This window comes from Proteus sp. fly-1013 (genome assembly GCF_040140245.1).
In the GTDB taxonomy this organism is placed as follows: domain Bacteria; phylum Pseudomonadota; class Gammaproteobacteria; order Enterobacterales; family Enterobacteriaceae; genus Proteus; species Proteus mirabilis_B.
In genome coordinates this window covers 187780-204400 of the sequence record NZ_JBEEWD010000004.1, presented here as the reverse complement: position 1 = coordinate 204400, position 16621 = coordinate 187780, and the positions used below count along the sequence as shown (strand labels likewise).

The 16621-nt window shown below is 37.4% G+C and carries 19 protein-coding genes; 10 read left to right on the top strand and 9 right to left on the bottom strand.

Annotated elements, in window-relative coordinates; genetic code table 11:
• Positions 1 to 31 precede the first annotated feature (31 nt).
• The 4 genes from fliI to fliF are packed head-to-tail and all read right to left on the bottom strand — an operon-like array spanning position 32 to position 4839.
• On the bottom strand, positions 32 to 1399 hold the full coding sequence (fliI, locus tag ABN236_RS09645; protein WP_088495230.1) for a flagellar protein export ATPase FliI: 1368 nt from the start codon (positions 1397 to 1399) through the stop codon (positions 32 to 34).
• On the bottom strand, positions 1399 to 2118 hold the full coding sequence (gene fliH, locus ABN236_RS09640) for a flagellar assembly protein FliH (RefSeq protein ID WP_349473894.1): 720 nt from the start codon (positions 2116 to 2118) through the stop codon (positions 1399 to 1401). Before fliH ends, fliI begins: the two co-directional genes overlap by 1 nt.
• The gene (gene fliG / locus ABN236_RS09635) at positions 2111 to 3109 is read right to left on the bottom strand and encodes a flagellar motor switch protein FliG (RefSeq protein ID WP_023581835.1); all 999 of its coding nucleotides are present in this window, start codon (positions 3107 to 3109) and stop codon (positions 2111 to 2113) included. Before fliG ends, fliH begins: the two co-directional genes overlap by 8 nt.
• Positions 3106 to 4839, bottom strand: coding sequence for a flagellar basal-body MS-ring/collar protein FliF (gene fliF, locus ABN236_RS09630; protein ID WP_088495231.1), 1734 nt, complete (start codon positions 4837 to 4839; stop codon positions 3106 to 3108). The genes fliG and fliF overlap by 4 nt, the downstream gene beginning before the upstream one ends.
• 276 nt (positions 4840 to 5115) lie before the next feature.
• Here fliF and fliE point away from each other — a divergent pair, with 276 nt between their 5' ends.
• The gene (gene fliE, locus ABN236_RS09625; RefSeq protein WP_072068509.1) at positions 5116 to 5427 is read left to right on the top strand and encodes a flagellar hook-basal body complex protein FliE; all 312 of its coding nucleotides are present in this window, start codon (positions 5116 to 5118) and stop codon (positions 5425 to 5427) included.
• A 307-nt stretch (positions 5428 to 5734) separates the two neighbouring features.
• On the opposite strand, the gene ABN236_RS09620 is transcribed toward fliE, so the two are convergent.
• Positions 5735 to 6361, bottom strand: coding sequence for a hypothetical protein (locus ABN236_RS09620; RefSeq protein WP_349473893.1), 627 nt, complete (start codon positions 6359 to 6361; stop codon positions 5735 to 5737).
• A gap of 221 nt (positions 6362 to 6582) precedes the next feature.
• Positions 6583 to 7233, bottom strand: coding sequence for a hypothetical protein (locus ABN236_RS09615; RefSeq protein ID WP_194950765.1), 651 nt, complete (start codon positions 7231 to 7233; stop codon positions 6583 to 6585).
• Positions 7234 to 7482: 249 nt separating this feature from the next.
• On the opposite strand from ABN236_RS09615, the gene ABN236_RS09610 reads away from it, so the two are divergent.
• The 8 genes from ABN236_RS09610 (at position 7483) to ABN236_RS09575 (ending at position 12674) form a co-directional block, all read left to right on the top strand.
• On the top strand, positions 7483 to 7653 hold the full coding sequence (locus ABN236_RS09610; RefSeq protein WP_201161568.1) for a DUF2933 domain-containing protein: 171 nt from the start codon (positions 7483 to 7485) through the stop codon (positions 7651 to 7653).
• 360 nt (positions 7654 to 8013) lie between these two features.
• Positions 8014 to 8889: a YdhT family protein gene (locus ABN236_RS09605; protein WP_349473892.1), complete on the top strand. Its 876-nt coding sequence runs from the start codon at positions 8014 to 8016 to the stop codon at positions 8887 to 8889.
• Between the two features lie 169 nt (positions 8890 to 9058).
• On the top strand, positions 9059 to 9397 hold the full coding sequence (locus ABN236_RS09600; RefSeq protein ID WP_072068506.1) for a GlpM family protein: 339 nt from the start codon (positions 9059 to 9061) through the stop codon (positions 9395 to 9397).
• 54 nt (positions 9398 to 9451) lie between these two features.
• Positions 9452 to 9682: a DUF6500 family protein gene (locus ABN236_RS09595; RefSeq protein ID WP_349473891.1), complete on the top strand. Its 231-nt coding sequence runs from the start codon at positions 9452 to 9454 to the stop codon at positions 9680 to 9682.
• Positions 9683 to 9786: 104 nt separating this feature from the next.
• Positions 9787 to 10002 carry a hypothetical protein gene (locus tag ABN236_RS09590; protein WP_006533140.1) on the top strand — a complete coding sequence of 72 codons (216 nt, stop codon included), beginning with the start codon at positions 9787 to 9789 and terminating at the stop codon, positions 10000 to 10002.
• 353 nt (positions 10003 to 10355) lie between these two features.
• Positions 10356 to 11489 carry a hypothetical protein gene (locus ABN236_RS09585; protein ID WP_349473890.1) on the top strand — a complete coding sequence of 378 codons (1134 nt, stop codon included), beginning with the start codon at positions 10356 to 10358 and terminating at the stop codon, positions 11487 to 11489.
• A gap of 185 nt (positions 11490 to 11674) precedes the next feature.
• Positions 11675 to 11956: a hypothetical protein gene (locus ABN236_RS09580; protein WP_075673016.1), complete on the top strand. Its 282-nt coding sequence runs from the start codon at positions 11675 to 11677 to the stop codon at positions 11954 to 11956.
• 253 nt (positions 11957 to 12209) lie between these two features.
• Entirely contained in the window at positions 12210 to 12674 is a 465-nt protein-coding gene (locus ABN236_RS09575; protein WP_349473889.1) for a GNAT family N-acetyltransferase, read from the top strand.
• Positions 12675 to 12846: 172 nt separating this feature from the next.
• Here the strand turns inward: ABN236_RS09575 and fliT are convergent, their stop codons facing one another.
• From fliT to fliD, 3 genes are read right to left on the bottom strand one after another with little or no spacing between them, the layout of a single operon-like run.
• Positions 12847 to 13200 (bottom strand): flagellar protein FliT, encoded by a 354-nt coding sequence (gene fliT / locus ABN236_RS09570; protein WP_088495238.1) that lies wholly within the window; start codon positions 13198 to 13200, stop codon positions 12847 to 12849.
• Positions 13201 to 13218: 18 nt separating this feature from the next.
• Positions 13219 to 13617 carry a flagellar export chaperone FliS gene (gene fliS / locus ABN236_RS09565; protein WP_023581844.1) on the bottom strand — a complete coding sequence of 133 codons (399 nt, stop codon included), beginning with the start codon at positions 13615 to 13617 and terminating at the stop codon, positions 13219 to 13221.
• 20 nt (positions 13618 to 13637) lie between these two features.
• Positions 13638 to 15068: a flagellar filament capping protein FliD gene (gene fliD / locus ABN236_RS09560; RefSeq protein ID WP_349473888.1), complete on the bottom strand. Its 1431-nt coding sequence runs from the start codon at positions 15066 to 15068 to the stop codon at positions 13638 to 13640.
• A 387-nt stretch (positions 15069 to 15455) separates the two neighbouring features.
• Between fliD and ABN236_RS09555 the strand changes: the two genes are divergently transcribed.
• A complete protein-coding gene (locus tag ABN236_RS09555) occupies positions 15456 to 16619 on the top strand; it encodes a FliC/FljB family flagellin (protein WP_194950760.1) in 1164 nt (387 codons plus the stop codon).
• The last annotated feature ends 2 nt before the right edge of the window (positions 16620 to 16621 follow it).

The following is a 16621-nucleotide window of genomic DNA, read 5'->3' as shown; positions in this document are numbered from 1 at the left end:
CCCTCTTTACTTTCTCTGATTATGTTCAGAATTAGTTTACTGTGATCAGTTGATTAAGTTGCTCACATGCACTTTGATAACTGCATTGCTCTTGGATATCTTGTTGTAAGAACTTCGCGAGGGACGGATAAAGAGCAATCGCTTTATCAAGCATAGGATCACTGCCCGCAGCATAAGCACCTACGTTAATTAAATCGCGGTTACGTTGATAACTCGATAAAAGCTGTTTAAACACTTGCACACGACGATAATGTGTTTTATCAATCAGTGACGTCATTGCACGGCTAATAGATGCTTCGATATCGATAGCAGGGTAGTGCCCAGATTCTGCAAGAGAACGCGAAAGCACGATATGGCCATCTAAAATCGCACGCGCGGAGTCTGCAATTGGATCTTGCTGATCATCACCTTCCGTTAAAACAGTATAGAAAGCCGTGATAGAGCCACCGCCATCAACACCATTTCCCGCACGTTCGACCAGCGCTGGCAATTTAGCGAAGACAGAAGGCGGATAGCCTTTGGTTGCAGGCGGTTCGCCTACGGCAAGGGCAATTTCACGTTGTGCCATACTGTAACGTGTAAGTGAATCCATAATCAGTAAGACGTGTTTTCCACGATCACGAAAATCTTCGGCAATACGTGTTGCATAAGAAGCACCTTGCATACGAAGAAGTGGTGATACGTCAGCAGGTGCTGCTACAACCACAGAGCGCGCTAAGCCTTCAGTACCGAGAATATTTTCGATAAAGTCTTTAACTTCACGTCCACGTTCACCAATTAATCCAACAACAATCACATCAGCTTGAGTAAAACGCGCCATCATGCCTAATAGCACACTCTTACCCACACCAGAGCCTGCAAAAAGTCCCATACGCTGACCACGACCCACCGTTAACAGTGAGTTGATTGCACGCACGCCCACATCCAGTACATCGGTAATAGGAGTACGTTGTAATGGGTTGATAGGCGGAGTGATCAGTGGTGCACGATAGCCTGTATCTGGTGGTGGTAAACCATCTAAAGGATAACCAGAGCCATCTAAAACACGCCCTAACAGCGCATCCCCAAGAGGCAATTGGCGACCTTCATTTTCACCACCCGGAGTTGCCTGTGCATAAACACGGGCACCCGGAGTTAATCCCTCGACTTCCTGTAAAGGCATTAACAACATTTGGCTACCGTTGAACCCAACGACTTCACTTTCAACTTCTTCAACAGTTTTACCAATGGTACGTTCTATTAAACACGTAGAGCCAAGGGGCATAACAAGCCCCTTAGCTTCCATGACTAAACCTGTTGCTCTGGTTAAACGACCATATTGACGTACACGCGGAATTTTATTTAAACGCGCTTCTGCATCACTGAGTTTTTCTAACCAACGCCCCAATCTTGCTGTCATTACAACGCCTCCGGAGCAGCAAGACGACAAAGCTCATGCCAACGAGTTGCAATCGTGGCATCGAGATCGCCATCATTTGTCACAACACGGCATCCACCAACATGAATACTGTTATCGGCAACCACTTTCCAACCATGAGCAGAAAGTGAATCACCCAGCTCTTTTTCAATCTGTGGAATATGTTTTGGATTAACTCTTAACTGTGGGTTGTTTGAGAACATCTGTTCTTGTTGCAACATTAAGGTTATTTGCGCCAGTAATGCAGAACCATCACAAACAGCAGGCTGACCTAAAACTTCTTTTGCTGCTGTGAGGGCGATTTGCATTAAACGTGAAGCAATAACACTGTCTAACCCATTTAAAGAGTGCCTAAACTCAGCCAATAATCCTTGCCATTCATTAATTAATGGTGATTGTTGAGCAATGCCTTGGTGAATACCTTCTTCAATACCTGATTGTAATCCAGCCTGATAGCCTTCCTGATAACCCTGGTTTTTCCCTGCCTCAAAGCCCTCAGCGTGGCCCAATTTCTGGGCCTTGTCTTTCATGTCATCAAGCATATTAATTTGCTCAAGAACTTTCTGTTGCTGAACGACTTCTTTTTCCTGTTTTTCGACTTCCTTTTCGTCTTCTGTCGTTTCCTCGACAGTTAATGCCCAATCAGTGAGTTCTTTTGGAACCCAAGGCTTCCAGTTAGTATCAGTATGTTTATCAGACATAGGTATCGTCTCCTCCATGAAGAACAACCTCTCCAGTCTCTGCTAATTTGCGTACCACAAGCAGAATTGCTTTCTGCTCTGCTTCCACTTGAGACATGCGAACAGGGCCGCGAGAACTCAAGTCATCACGCATGATCTCAGCAGCACGTTGCGACATATTGTTGAGGAAGTGATCGCGCAGCTCTTGATCGCATCCTTTCAATGCCACAACCAAGGAGTCGGATTCCACTTCCTGTAGAATGCGCTGGATAGAACGGTTGTCGATATCGATAAGGTTTTCGAACAGGAACATTTCGTCGATAATTTTTTGTGCCAATTCGCCGTCGTAATCGCGAACCGCAGTGATGACATTCTCTTCTTGCTGGCTCTTCATCAAGTTGATGATTTCAGCAGCAGTACGAACACCACCCATTTTACTGCGTTTGAGGTTTTGACCATCAAGCAGGTTATTCAGTACTTCAGTTAACTCTGCTAATGCGGACGGTTGAACACCACCAAATGTTGCGATACGTAACATCACGTCATTACGTAATTTCTCATCAAACAGGGCAAGAATATCTGCCGCTTGACCCCGTTTGAGGTGAACCAAGATAGTTGCGATAATCTGCGGATGTTCGTCGCGGATAATATCGGCAGCCATTTGTGGTTCCATAAAGTTAAGTGTCTCGATACCCGTTGTTGTTTCACGAGTTTCAGAGATCTCATCTAATAGATTATTCGCACGTTCTTCACCCAAGGCTTTAACCAGAACAGAGCGTAAATAATCGTTCGCATTGACGTTCAATGCTGCGTATTGAACTGCGTCTTCTTCAAAGCTAGCCATAACATCAATCAATTGCTGATTTGAGATATGACGCATTGATGACATTGCAATACTCAGCTGTTGAACTTCGCGTGTACTTAGATGTTTAAATACTTCCGCCGCTCGGTCTTCACCGAGTGTTAGTAACATAACGGCGCTTTTTTCGGTTCCAGTTAAGTTATTACTCATTGCTCTTTACTCATCCATTGACGAATTACCATTGCGACGACACGAGGATCTTTCTCTGCCATTTCACGGATACGTTGGCTCTGCAATTCGGCACTCACACGCTTACGTGCTTGTTTACGTCTTGCTTCGTCATCTAATTCTGCTTCATCAACATCATCTTTAACTTGTAGCTTGGTTTTCAGTACAGCTTTCTGTGCCGCAACTTCAGCTTCACGGCGTTTTTCAAGCTGTGGTTTCACCAGTTTGCGCCATAAGATCCATGCGATGATGACAAGTAATAACCAGCGACCTAAATCTAATGCTTTCGCCAAAATTTCTGGATTTTCCCATACCGGAACGGTGATCACTTTCTCTTCAACATCGTTGAACTGCGAGTTTACGACACTTAAAGAGTCACCACGTTCTTGGGAATAGCCCATCGCTTCACGAACAAGCCCTTCAATTTGCTGAATTTGTTCATCAGTTAGCGGAACAAGTTTAGTTTCAACAATAGGCTCTTCGCCTTCAGCCGCTTCTTTCTTATCTTCAACTGTTTTGTAGTTCACAATAACAGCGACAGAAAGACGCTCAACATTGCCTACTGGACGTTTGATATGGCGAATTCGGCGATCAACTTCATAGTTGGTTGTTTCATCTAAACGGCTATTGCTGTTTGGATTACGCGTTAATGTGCGATTCGTACCTGTACCTGTTGCATTGGCATCATCTGCTTTTTCACCTTCTTGCGCTTTTGGTGCTTCAATAGGCGCTTGAGGTGGAGCAACAGGCTGATTGGATAATGCACCAGGAACACCGCCAGCTAACATGCCACCATTTTGCTCACTTTGGCTCAACTGTTTTGAACGTACCGCGGCTTGGTTTGGTGGTTGGTTTGGTTTGTACTCTTCCGCTGTTTCTTCGGTATGAGAGAAATCAACTTGAGCCGTCACCTGTGCATGAACATTTCCACGACCTACAATTGGGCCTAATAACGTTTCAATGCGTTGCTGGTAACGATTTTCTAGCTCTTGAACATATTTCAGTTGGGTAGAGTTAAGGTCACGACCCATTGCATCAGGTTGTGTCAATAATTTACCGCTTTGATCAACGATGGTCACACTGCTGTCAGGCATACCTGCAACACTGCTCGCAACGATATGCACAATGGCATTAATTTGACCTTCATCCAGTGCTCTACCCTGTAAAAGACCCACCGTAACGGATGCAGAAGGGGATTTCTGTTCACGAACAAAAAGAGATGGCTTTGGTAGTGCTAAATGAACACGAGCATTTTGTACAGGACCTAATGTCTCGATAGTGCGAGCAAGCTCACCTTCAAGTGCACGTTGATAGTTAATCTGTTCACTAAATTGGCTGATCCCGAACTTTTCTTTATCTAACAGTTCAAAACCGGCAGCACCGCCTTTTGGAAGTCCCGCTTGCGCGAGTTTCAGGCGTAATTCATGAACCTGATTGTCAGGCACCATAATCGCCGCGCCATTTTGTGACAAGCGATAAGGTACATTCATCTGTGTTAACTGTGTGACAATTTCGCCACCGTCTTTATCGCTAAGATTACTATAAAGCACTTTATAATCAGGGCTTTGTAACCATAAAAATGCAGCAACAAAAATGGCAATAGCCGCCGAACCCGCAATAATGAGCGGAATTTTCGGATCGGCTTTTATCCGGTTAATAATGGCGTTAAAACCCTTATTCTGGTTCACAACGTCGGTTTTTTCGGCATTCATAGACAATCCTTGCCTTGTAGTTCGGGATGAATACTAAAAGCGTGGCGTAACAAAACAGACTCCCCTTACGCAAATAAATAAACCTACTCTCAGGTGTCTCATTATTGGCCTTTTGCGTTTCATTTAATGGCGTAATTAGCCCTTAACTTTTGCGTTAATTACTCGCTTTGGAATGAAGCCCCTGTGTTAGGGTATAACTCGGTAAGCGTGTTGGTTCACTTCCTTACTATGACATTGATTCAGTAATTGAATTAGATGATTAACGCAGAGGTTTATATGTCAATTCCAGCTATTGAAAGTGTTCTGGATAAAATGCAAATCCAGACTTTGCAAGCATCCAATATTGCAAAACCCCAGCCAGTACAAGCAGGATTTGCAACTCAGCTTGTTCAAGCCGTGGGTAAAATTAATGAAACCCGAATGAATGCAACCAACAAAGTTCAAGCGTTTACCTTAGGTACACCGGGTGTTGAATTAAACGATGTGATGGTAGATATGCAAAAATCCAGTATCTCATTACAAATGGGCGTACAAGTGCGCAATAAGCTGGTAGCCGCTTATCAAGAAATCATGAGTATGCAGGTGTAGTACCTTATCATTTGATAAAGGTGACTTTTCTTTTATATAGCTATTCTTTTATATAGCTATAAAGAAACACCTAATCAAAACAGAATGGGGCATCTTGCTCAATATCATTGAATGGATGATATAAGCTTTCGAATGTGATTAAACATTCGAATACTTATACTATTGTCTGTTATTTATGGTGATGAGTGCCCCGATTTGTGCACAAAGGATAAACACATCATTTTATTGATGTGCGCTTTTGCATATCTAGATTAAAGTATATTAAAGCCACTCACTCTTTCATTATTTAATTTTTCAAGTTTTAGCTTCAGTCAGTTTCTAATGATGCATTACATTGTTTTCTGATCTCTTTGATATTTCTTGATAAATCGTCACTGTATATTTCAGGATAAAAGAAGTAACTCACGGAAATATCATAATTTCCTTCTTCATTTTTCTTGTATTGAACTTTCTGATCCTGGTTTATGGTATCTCTAGAACTAAAATAAGCACGTTGAATATTATTTGTATCATAAGTAAGAAATCCACCATCGCTGGTAGTAATTACTTTTTTATATTGGCTATATTGAGAATCAAGATTTTTGATAATATCATTATCTTTAACTTTAAATTTATTTAAATCATTTGTTTCATAGCTATAGACGACGCCATACAATCCTGTAAACTTTAATTCTTTGAATTTATTATAAAAATAAACTTTATAATTTCCTTCTTTTTTTCCATCAATAATTTCATCAAAGGTTATTGCCGTCATTGGGCAGGTTGAGGGGTATTTATCGATAGGTTTTATTGCGAAATCTGTTTTCTTCTGAAAATCATTAAAAGACATTCCCCATGTTAATCCCAATGGAGCGGGTTCGTTATAAATAACTGTTTCTGCACAGGTGCCAAAACTAATTAACATCATACAACCTATAATCATTTTCTTTTTCATAGCTATCTCATATTTATTACTATCTATGTGTAAAACCTAGATATAGGAAATCACATTGATTAATTATCTGTTATTACAGATTTTGACTACCCAATACATCTTAGATTCTTTATCTGCTTTATAAGCTTTCAACACACCAATGGACAATTTTTTAACTGGTCAATAGCTGACATCTTAAGTAAAGATACTTATAAATAAACCTAACGATAATAGCCTGAAGTTCAGGGGGCACTAAGCAGAATAATATAAAGTGGTGCTACTAAAATAAGACTTATCGCTTGTAGTGGCATTACTGCGATTGTTTTTAATGTATCTGATGGCTTTAAATGTTTGGAATAATAATTAACGTTGGCAAAAACGGGTTTAGGTAAGGAATATTTTTCTAATAATTCATCTTTATTGGATAAATTAACCATCTCTCCATTAGCATAAAATTTTCCAATAATAAAAAATCTATTTTCATAATTAGGTATCTGATTTTTAATCATTTCCTCATCATTATTAGACTGATAGTTGCTTCTATAAAAATGATAAGTACTAGCAAGATCATCGAGTTCATCTATAGTGAAATCTTTAGGATCTAAATAAATCATATAGCTACCGTTAACAACATTCCCCATTATTCCTAGGCTAGCACTAAAATAAATCACTTTTTCATTATATTTAGATGTGGCGAATTTTTTTAACGCAGTGATAGCCTCACCTTTAAAATGATAATTAGTAGAATCACTAACAATATATAAATTATCATTTTCGATAAGTGCTGATTTAACCTTAATGACATCTCCACTTTTGTTGCTATCAATTTGTGTATATGAAGAACAGGCATTAAGAAATAAGATCATCAATAATATTTTAAAAAATATTTTCATTGAAACCTTCATGTTAAATAAGTTTTTAAATCTTATTAGAGAGTTATAGTGAACAATACTTAAATATAATTAAAGTATAGCAAAGGGTGGATAAAGTTAAATTTTGCAAAGAGAATTATTGTGAAGAAGCTCAAATTAAGGTGCGGAAAGACAATTGACAAAAATACGGATTAAATAACAAATCCATACTAGACCTTCCTCTTAGTGTAAGCCCTATCATCTTTTTAAACGTGATTTAAGGAGATGATTATGTGGGAACTTCTAAGAGATAATTGGTTTATTTTGATGTTATTACTTTGTCCGTTAATGCACCTCTTTATGCATAAACATCATCATGGCGAAAACAGTTCACATGATTGTTGTAAGAATAAAGAAGAAACAACGGCAACAGAAAAAAAGAAAACACATTTAGATGCTTAAGAATGCGACTTTATATTGCTTTTGAGCTAAATAATGAGATTTAGCTCAATTCTATTTCTTGAGATGTACATTATCCCTCTGATTTAGCTGTACCTTGATGAAACCGTAGTTGCTAATCACTTTGAACATTTTTTATAAAGTTCTTCCATCAGATTTTTTTCGCTTTTTTCTGTTTTATTTTTTCTTTATTTGACTAATCGTGAATATGTTATGTGTTATTTACTTTTATCTGTTTGATTATATTGTCGTTATTTTATTTTCTGAAATTTAGTATAGAGGTTGTTATTTAGCAATTATACTGTATATTTAAACAGTATTTTTAGTGTGTTAAATAATGGAAATGTAAATAAGGATATTACTATGACAACTGTAACTACAAATAAAGCGCTTGTTTTAAGCGGTGAAAGTAAAAATGCCATTTTAACGTTAGATGAGCAAATCGTTAATTGTATTGGTGAAGATGCCCAAATTATTCATATCGGCAAAAAAGCTAAGATTTATGATAATGAAGGCACTGAATATGACGAAGATAAAGGTACTATCAAGCACGGCAAAAACTCACTTTTTATTACTACAGGTGAAGAAAGTTTTGTCGAAGCTTCAAGTCAATCAGTAACTTTCTCGTCAGGGCAAAAAGCGGAGATTTCTCATGGCTATGATTCAGATGAAAATGGAACTCCGTTAGTAAAAAATACCATTGCTATTACAACAGGTAATGAAGCTATTATTTATAGTAATGCAGAAAATTCAGTTGGTATCTCAACGGGTGATCATACTTGGGTGCAAGATCTTGCGCAAGGAAGTATCGGTATAGCAACTGGAAATAACGCTAATGTTGTCTCTGAAGGAAATTTTAAAGCAGCTGCAATTTTTGGTGATCATTCCGGAATTAGTGGATTTGATGCAAGTTGTTCCGCTTTTGTAGGTGGGCAAAATTGTTCTGTTAATATTGGTCGTAATGGATTGTTGCTGTCTGAATTTCCTTTAGAAGCATTAAATGCGGGTGTCAATTCAGTCGTTGTGGTGGGTTGGCATGATGGTGAGCGTAAACGTTTCTCGACTTATTACCAAGGAACGGATTTTGAAGGTGATATTGAATGGGTTACAAAAGATCCTGAAACAGGGAAGAAAACAAAACACTTTAGAAGTAACACCTATAAAACAACAGAGTTAGGTGAATTAGTGCTAACTGGAACTTATGAAAGTGAAAAAGATATTTCTTGGCAAAAAGACTAATGTTTGCTTAAAGAAAATTTAAAACGCTTTAAAGCTCAATAATTTTATTGGGCTTTTTCTAATGGTTATTATTTAGTCATACTTTAAACCATAAAAAATAAAATCAGCTCACATACAAATATGAATAGGTATGATAGTACTAAGGTTTTTATAACTTGATGAAAAAATAATGGGATTACTGGTTAAAGCACTGATAGGTGCGTTTGTCGTAGTATTAATCGCCGTTTTATCGAAATCTCGCCATTACTATATTGCGGGATTGGTTCCTTTATTTCCCACTTTTGCGCTTATTGCACACTATATTGTGGGCTCTGAACGCTCTATTGAAGCGTTACGCACCACCATTATTTTTAGCCTGTGGGCTGTTATTCCTTATATGGTTTATCTAATTTCACTCTATGTGATGATCAACTATGTAAAATTATTTACGGCACTGGCTACGGCAGTGATTTGCTGGGTTATTGCTGCTTGGTTACTTATTCAATTATGGAACAAATTTCATGGATAGGGCCTTTGCTCTATCCTATTTATTGGCATGTTGAAAAATAAAAATAGAGAGAATATGAGAAAATCACTGCAACAAAAAATAATTCAAATATGTAATGATAAAATATCAGTCAAAGGAGAGGGCGTGGGATTATCTTTTTATGCTTTTTTTGCAAATAAAAATGACAACCCTGAATTATTAATGGAAGCTGCAACATGGTGGATTATGATACATAAATTGGATCACTTTGAAAAAGCAGTAAAAATAAAGAAAATGATCCAATCAGAAATGGATTGTGATGCTTAAAATGTCCTCTGCTGCTTTAATCTTTTTATAAAACAATTTTATTAAACTAAAAATTATTGATTATTATCACATTAAAGCGGGTCATAAACGGCTATGGTAATTACATGATTAATAACGTAAACGGTGATGATATGGAATATTGGTTTATTGCGTATAAAGTGCGTTCCAGAAATGGTGATACCTACGCCGGACATAAAATTGTAGAAACAGAAAGTGGGATCACACCCCATATTGCGTTAGATAAAGCATGTCAGGAAGTTGCCGAAGGGGCACAAGCTGATATTCCTGCGGTGAGAGTAGTTGCTTTTAATCGTTTATAAGACATTCTACCTAATAGAAAATCCTGCATTTTATTAATGTGGGATTTTTTTTATTTTAAATTTAAAAATGGTTATTTAATGCACTATATTTATAAGCTGATTTACTAATGGAAATAATAAAAAATAAAGAGTTTATTTATATTATTTAATTACATTGATCTGATAGAGTTTTTTCATTTCTTTTACTCAAATAAAATTCAATTATGTGATCTCAACTCTACTAATTTACTTTTAATAATTGAATAAAAAAAGGCTTATGGTTAATGTGCTGGTGGGCTAAGGAATAGCTCAATACAAGGAAATAAAAATCATTATTGTGATTTTTAAGTTATTAATAAAAGGAAATTTAAACTATGACAGTATTAACCGTTTATTTATGTGGTACCGGCTCTAACTCATTTGATAATAATAATCCGACCTTTTGGCAAGGCGAATTAGTTTCCACTTTAGCGCAAAACAACCAAGGACGAGAGTTTGCACAGTGGTTTATTGTTGATGGCCCGGGTAGTGGCAATCTACAAGAAGATGATTTATGGGTTGAAAGCCCTAATTACTCTGATATCAAAGGTTCGCTATTTGGTAGTGGTTGGGAAGAAAATGTTAATCACGCACTTTGCTTAATGAAAGGTAACTTTGATTGGCAACGTGAAAAATTGACAGAAGAGCAGTATAACCAACTGAAAAAAGCCGGCATTCCTATTGAAGATGTCAAAGTAACAGGCTCTTTTTTATGGCGTAAATATGACTATGGCGATCGTCAAGTCACTCAACAACAACTTCAGCAGCAAATTATTCGTATCTTCCGTAAAGATGGCATTATTCCAACACAAGTTAACTTAGTGGGTTGGAGTCGTGGTGGTATTACTTGCCATATGTTAGCGAATGCAATGTTGGCAGACTCTGAATTAAAAGATATCCCTGTGAATATTTTTGCTATCGATCCTGTTCCGGGTCCACTGAATTTCCAACCTGAAAAAGTGGCACTTGGTAAAAACGTCAAAGAATATGTCGGATTTTATGCAAAAGATGAGCGCTCTAAAGGATTTACTTGTGTTATCCCAACTGTTGCTGCTGATACTAAAATGCATATTTTCCCTATTTCAGGACGTCATGCCACATTAGTGGGTAATGCTTCTATTGATGGTAGTGAAGGTGAAAATGCATTATATGCACCAGGTTTAGTGGTTCGCCATTTTGCAGAAGTTTGTTTAACTCGTTGGGGTTGTGATTTAGCCAATAAATTAGCTTTAACGGATGCACAAATTACAGGCTACCACACCGATATTGCTAATGATGCTGATAAATATACAGCAATGCGTCGTAAAACTTATTCTATTCATGAAAGTACGGGTAAAGACGAACGTAAAGTTTCATTAGGTAAAGAGGGTAAAGCATTCTCTGAGATCGTTGGTGTACAATATGATCCGTCAGTAGGCTTAACAGCGGATTATTTATCAAATCAGCAACTCTATGATGTGATTAAATAAATTATTATTTATCAGATTATTATGAGCTAATAAGTCGCCCACAGTGAAGTGGGCGATTTCTATTTCAATCACTATCACATTATTTATCACAGTTTCTTACTAGGAAAATGATTGTTGATTTAATATACTTCCTTTCGAGAGCTAACAGAATTTTATTAGACATAGACAGACTGTAGGAGGTTTCTATGCCTGAGTTTACTGTTAGAGTTGAATTATCCGATCCTGAAAATGCAGATTATGTGTTATTAACACAAAAGATGGTAAAAGAAGGATTTAAAAAAGAGATCGATGGTTTGAAAGGTAAATATGTCCTGCCTCTTGCAGAATTTAATTACCATACTGAAACGAAAGATCACAAAGAAGTTATCGAGTTGGCTTTTTCGATTGCAGAAAAAATAACCTTAAATCCAGCCATTTTAGTGACTGAAGTAAAAAATAGAGCGTGGAAAGGGTTAGAGCGACTTTAAGATTATCTTTCTTGAAGTCTATAAGAGAAGCCATCAAGGCTCGTGGGGAGTCTGAACGTATTTAGATTAACGGCTTTATTGCCTATTTTTTTGTATTGAGTCTCTATTCTTCTTCGTTTTTACTATAAAAACGCACTATCAACATTACTATTTCACACTTTATATTCAACCAAGCGATGAAACAAAGTTCTTGTCGATGATATTGCATTATCATTGATTGTTTTTTATTACTTTAAACTGCGGGATAAAGCGCATGAATTGGATTTTAAAATCATTCTCACAACTCACGACAGATGAGCTTTACGCTATTTTGGCATTAAGAAATCAGGTTTTTATTTGTGAACAGCAATGTGCTTATCAAGATCTGGATGGGGTAGATCAAAATACATTACACCTATTTGCCAAAGAGGAAGAGAGTCAGCAACTTATTGCTTATGCACGTCTGTTGCCTCAAGGCATCGCATTTAAAGAAGCCTCAATAGGGCGGGTGATTGTTGCTCAAAATCAGCGGGGAAGTGGTATTGCGCATCAGTTAATAAAAGAGGCGATTGCAACTACGTGTCGTCAATTTAACACCCATACAATAAAAATAATGGCACAGGCATATTTAGTCTCATTTTATCAATCACATGGTTTTGTTATCGATTCAGAAACGTATCTTGAAGATAACATTCCACATATTGATATGGTGTTAGTGCAATCTGTACAATCTATGTAATCAAAAAACAAAAAACAAAAAACAAAAAACAAAAAAGCAAAAAAACAAAAATATAAAAAGGTAAACGTTAATTTTTACGTTACCGATAACAAGTTAAGCTGAATAATAAGAGTGACTTTTTCTAAGTAAAGACGCCATTAGCTAATAAAACCGCTTTTGGCGCAGAGGAGAGTTATTTAAGATTGAGATCAGGATAATAACTATGTTCTGTAAACTGACCATAGCTATTTTGTACCCTCTGCTCTTGTTCAGTCTGTCTTATTAATATGCCAAGCTCATCTAGACGAGCCCGTAATAAATTTCGCGTCTCATTTTCGTTTTCTAAGATTTTCTTTAGCATATCCGTGAGGCGTTGTTGTAGTCTCAGCTCACCGTCAGCTGGTTTTATCATCTTAGTGATACTTTCAACGCTTTTTAAATAATCCATTTCCATTTCTATCAGCTTGTCCCATTGCTGATCTTTGGCAAGCGTTAACATTTGCTCACTTGATTTTAAAACCTGCTCGTAAGCCGCCATAATATCCATATTGTTGTCCACTCTAATTTAATAAGAATTAATCTGTGTGCCGATTTGTTGCCAAGCATCAGAAATTTCAGTTAAGAGCTTGATGACTTCATGAATTTTTTCTGGGTTATTTTTTAAGTTAGCATCGAGTAGCTGATTAACCATATAGTCATAAAGGAGCTCCAGATTCTCTGCAAGCTCGCCTCCTTTCTCTTTATCCAAACCTTGTTTTAATCCGTTACCAATAATATTAATGGCTTTAGAAATATTTTCGCCTTTACCCGCGATATTTCCTTGTTCCATTAATATTAATGCACGGCGAAGGGCGCTAAGCGCCCCATTAAATAGGATCTGGATCAGCTGGTAAGGCGTGGCATTTAAAATCTCGCTTTCAACGTCGATTTGAGCATACATTTTACTGGCTGATTGTTGATACATAGTGTCCTACTTTTAAAAAATTACATTAATAGACGGCCAATTGAGGCACTGGAGTTAGTCATGGAGTTGACCATTTTATCTAACTGTTGGAACTGGTTTTTATAACGTTCCATCGTAGCCGCAATATTGCGTTCCGTATTTTTAATTTGCTTATCTAATGTTTTTTTGCGTTTTTTTACGCCATCAGTGGCAATATCTAAAGTACCATCATTAGATTGCAGGGTTTTCTTTAGGTAATTATAGGTTTGTGTACCAAAACCGGTCTCTTTACCATCACCCATAAAAAACTCTTTCACGTTAGCCGGTTTTTCTTTTAACGCTTCATCCAGTTTTTTATTGTCGATTTCTAATGTGCCATCGACTTTAAATTTAATCCCCATTTTATTTAGGGTATCTATATCTGAGGTATTTTGTGAACTAGTCACAAAGCTTTTTAGCTCAGACATAATCATACGGCTAGTACTATCACCTAATAACACACCGTTGTCTTTTGCCGACTCTTCACCTTTTTCAACTTGGGTATATTTGGTGAGATCTTTATACGTTTTACTTAACTCATTGTAAGCGTCAGTCCAAGCCTTAATGGCTTTTTTCATTGGCTCAATATCACGAGCAACAGTCACTATTTCAGGTTTATCAACACCTTCTTTATTGTTATCCGTCGTCTTCTTTAGATTTAAAACAATACCTTCAGGGGCATCTTTTATCTCATTGGTCTGACGCTCAATATCAATACCATTGATCGTTAACTGTGCATTATTTGCAGCAACGATTTGTTTCATACCTGATGTATGTGGTGCACTATCCGTGTCGGGTGAATTAGATAAGAACTTATTTAGTTCTTCATCACCTTCAACTTTAATCGTCATCATTGAATCCGTACCCTCTTTACGAGAAGTCAGGATCAAATGGTTAACACCATCTTCAGCTTTAACGATTGAAGCAGAAACATTACCTTCTTTTTTATTGATTGCATCACGCAATTCAATCATTGAAGTTTGTTCATCGGTTAGTTCAATGCGTAAAGGTTCTTTCTCACCAGGTTGGGTTATTACTAATGTGCGTGTTTTACCTGCACCTAACGTTTCTCCAATCTGGCTTTTTACGTTATTAACTGGAATTGATTTTAATGTTTGTGCATGAGCAAGTTTTTTTACTGAAACAGTATAGTTACCTACACTAGCTTTACCGTCAGTAGTCACTTTAAAAGCATCAAACTCATCATCAACTTTCGTGGCAACAATTTTATCGAATTTTTTTAAATCTTCAGAAGCTTTCTGTAATTTATCAAGTTGGCTACGGATCTTACCGTAAGCGGTAATTTGCGCTTCGTAGCTTTTCATCTGTTTATCAAGGGGTTCAAGGCGTTTATTTTCCGCCGCCTCTAATTGTGCCAATGTTTGGCTAAGAGGCATCCCTGAGCCCACGCCTAGTGAAGCAATACCAGCCATACCGGTCTCCTTTCTGTGTTCGTAAAATAATCCTCAAAAAGCGTTATCGGTAGAATCGGCGAAAAGTTTACGTCTATTTGGTATTTTTGATGACTGAAACAGGCTGCCATATAGAAGCCTTTTATTGCTATTGATGACCAAAGTCGAATTTTGATCACTGAAAAATGGCTTGAGATAAAAATTGATAAAAATTTAATAAAAAAATAATAAATTAATTTTCTTATTTATCATCGACTTGATATTAATTCTATAAAAAATCGCAGAAATATTTGTAGGAAAAGTTAAAGGTTGTATGTGGGGTGCCGATAAACTTGTTGCCGGTGATTGACACCGTAAATGAATAGGCAAACTTTTATTTTATCGACTTGATTTTAAAGGAATCTAGCTATGGCACAAGTCATTAATACCAACTATCTATCTCTGGTAACTCAAAACAACCTGAACAAATCTCAGGGAGCTTTAGGAAGTGCAATCGAGCGTCTGTCTTCTGGTCTGCGTATCAACAGCGCTAAAGACGATGCAGCGGGTCAAGCGATCGCTAACCGTTTCACTTCAAACGTAAATGGTCTAACTCAAGCAGCACGTAATGCGAACGATGGTATCTCTATCGCTCAAACGACTGAAGGTGCACTGAACGAAATCAACAACAACTTACAACGTATCCGTGAGTTAACAGTTCAAGCGAAAAACGGTTCTAACTCAGAATCAGATATCAAATCAATCCAAGAAGAAGTTGGCGAGCGTTTAAAAGAAATCGACCGTATTTCTGAACAAACTCAATTCAACGGCGTTAAAGTACTGAGCGGCGAAAAAGAAAAAATGACCGTTCACGTTGGTACTAACGACAAAGAAAAAATTGAATTTGAACTGAAAAAAGTTGACAGCAAAACGCTGAAAGTTGACGAATTAGAAGTTGGTGCAGAAGCATTTGGTGGTGTTAAAGCTTCTGATTTAACTGCTAAAACTGCTGCTGAATTAGCTCCAGCTGATGCTGATGGTAAAGTTGCTGCTGACTTAGGTAAAATCACTGTAGATTACAAAGGTCACACTAATACTGACGCAACTATCAAATCTGCAAGTGTTGATAAAAATGGTCAACATTACATCACTGCAGAACTTGAAGATGCTGATGGTAACAAGAAAGATGTTACGTTTAAAGCTGACATGAAAGTGACTAACCCAGCTGCAGCTACAGATGCTAAAACTATTGAGTTCTCTTCTCTGAAAGAAGTTGAAGTTGCAACTGCTGATGACGTAACTAAAGCAGAAGCTAAAGCAGAAGCTCAACTGAAAACTTTAGATGATGCAATCAACACTGTTGACGGTATGCGTTCTTCTTTAGGTGCGATTCAAAACCGTTTTGAATCAACTATCAATAACCTGAACAACACTGTTAACAACTTATCTGCTGCACGTAGCCGTATCTTAGATGCTGACTATGCAACAGAAGTTTCTAACATGAGCCGTGGTCAAATCCTGCAACAAGCTGGTACTTCAGTACTTGCTCAAGCAAACCAAGTACCACAAACTGTTCTGTCTCTGTTACGTTAATT

What these genes read in the sequence shown, in the direction of transcription:
- fliI (WP_088495230.1), bottom strand. Translation starts at nt 1,399, where the DNA reads ATGACAGCAAGATTGGGGCGTTGGTTAGAAAAACTCAGTGATGCAGAA.
- fliH (WP_349473894.1), bottom strand. Translation starts at nt 2,118, where the DNA reads ATGTCTGATAAACATACTGATACTAACTGGAAGCCTTGGGTTCCAAAA.
- fliG (WP_023581835.1), bottom strand. Translation starts at nt 3,109, where the DNA reads ATGAGTAATAACTTAACTGGAACCGAAAAAAGCGCCGTTATGTTACTA.
- fliF (WP_088495231.1), bottom strand. Translation starts at nt 4,839, where the DNA reads ATGAATGCCGAAAAAACCGACGTTGTGAACCAGAATAAGGGTTTTAAC.
- fliE (WP_072068509.1), top strand. Translation starts at nt 5,116, where the DNA reads ATGTCAATTCCAGCTATTGAAAGTGTTCTGGATAAAATGCAAATCCAG.
- ABN236_RS09620 (WP_349473893.1), bottom strand. Translation starts at nt 6,361, where the DNA reads ATGAAAAAGAAAATGATTATAGGTTGTATGATGTTAATTAGTTTTGGC.
- ABN236_RS09615 (WP_194950765.1), bottom strand. Translation starts at nt 7,233, where the DNA reads ATGAAAATATTTTTTAAAATATTATTGATGATCTTATTTCTTAATGCC.
- ABN236_RS09610 (WP_201161568.1), top strand. Translation starts at nt 7,483, where the DNA reads ATGTGGGAACTTCTAAGAGATAATTGGTTTATTTTGATGTTATTACTT.
- ABN236_RS09605 (WP_349473892.1), top strand. Translation starts at nt 8,014, where the DNA reads ATGACAACTGTAACTACAAATAAAGCGCTTGTTTTAAGCGGTGAAAGT.
- ABN236_RS09600 (WP_072068506.1), top strand. Translation starts at nt 9,059, where the DNA reads ATGGGATTACTGGTTAAAGCACTGATAGGTGCGTTTGTCGTAGTATTA.
- ABN236_RS09595 (WP_349473891.1), top strand. Translation starts at nt 9,452, where the DNA reads ATGAGAAAATCACTGCAACAAAAAATAATTCAAATATGTAATGATAAA.
- ABN236_RS09590 (WP_006533140.1), top strand. Translation starts at nt 9,787, where the DNA reads ATGATTAATAACGTAAACGGTGATGATATGGAATATTGGTTTATTGCG.
- ABN236_RS09585 (WP_349473890.1), top strand. Translation starts at nt 10,356, where the DNA reads ATGACAGTATTAACCGTTTATTTATGTGGTACCGGCTCTAACTCATTT.
- ABN236_RS09580 (WP_075673016.1), top strand. Translation starts at nt 11,675, where the DNA reads ATGCCTGAGTTTACTGTTAGAGTTGAATTATCCGATCCTGAAAATGCA.
- ABN236_RS09575 (WP_349473889.1), top strand. Translation starts at nt 12,210, where the DNA reads ATGAATTGGATTTTAAAATCATTCTCACAACTCACGACAGATGAGCTT.
- fliT (WP_088495238.1), bottom strand. Translation starts at nt 13,200, where the DNA reads ATGGATATTATGGCGGCTTACGAGCAGGTTTTAAAATCAAGTGAGCAA.
- fliS (WP_023581844.1), bottom strand. Translation starts at nt 13,617, where the DNA reads ATGTATCAACAATCAGCCAGTAAAATGTATGCTCAAATCGACGTTGAA.
- fliD (WP_349473888.1), bottom strand. Translation starts at nt 15,068, where the DNA reads ATGGCTGGTATTGCTTCACTAGGCGTGGGCTCAGGGATGCCTCTTAGC.
- ABN236_RS09555 (WP_194950760.1), top strand. Translation starts at nt 15,456, where the DNA reads ATGGCACAAGTCATTAATACCAACTATCTATCTCTGGTAACTCAAAAC.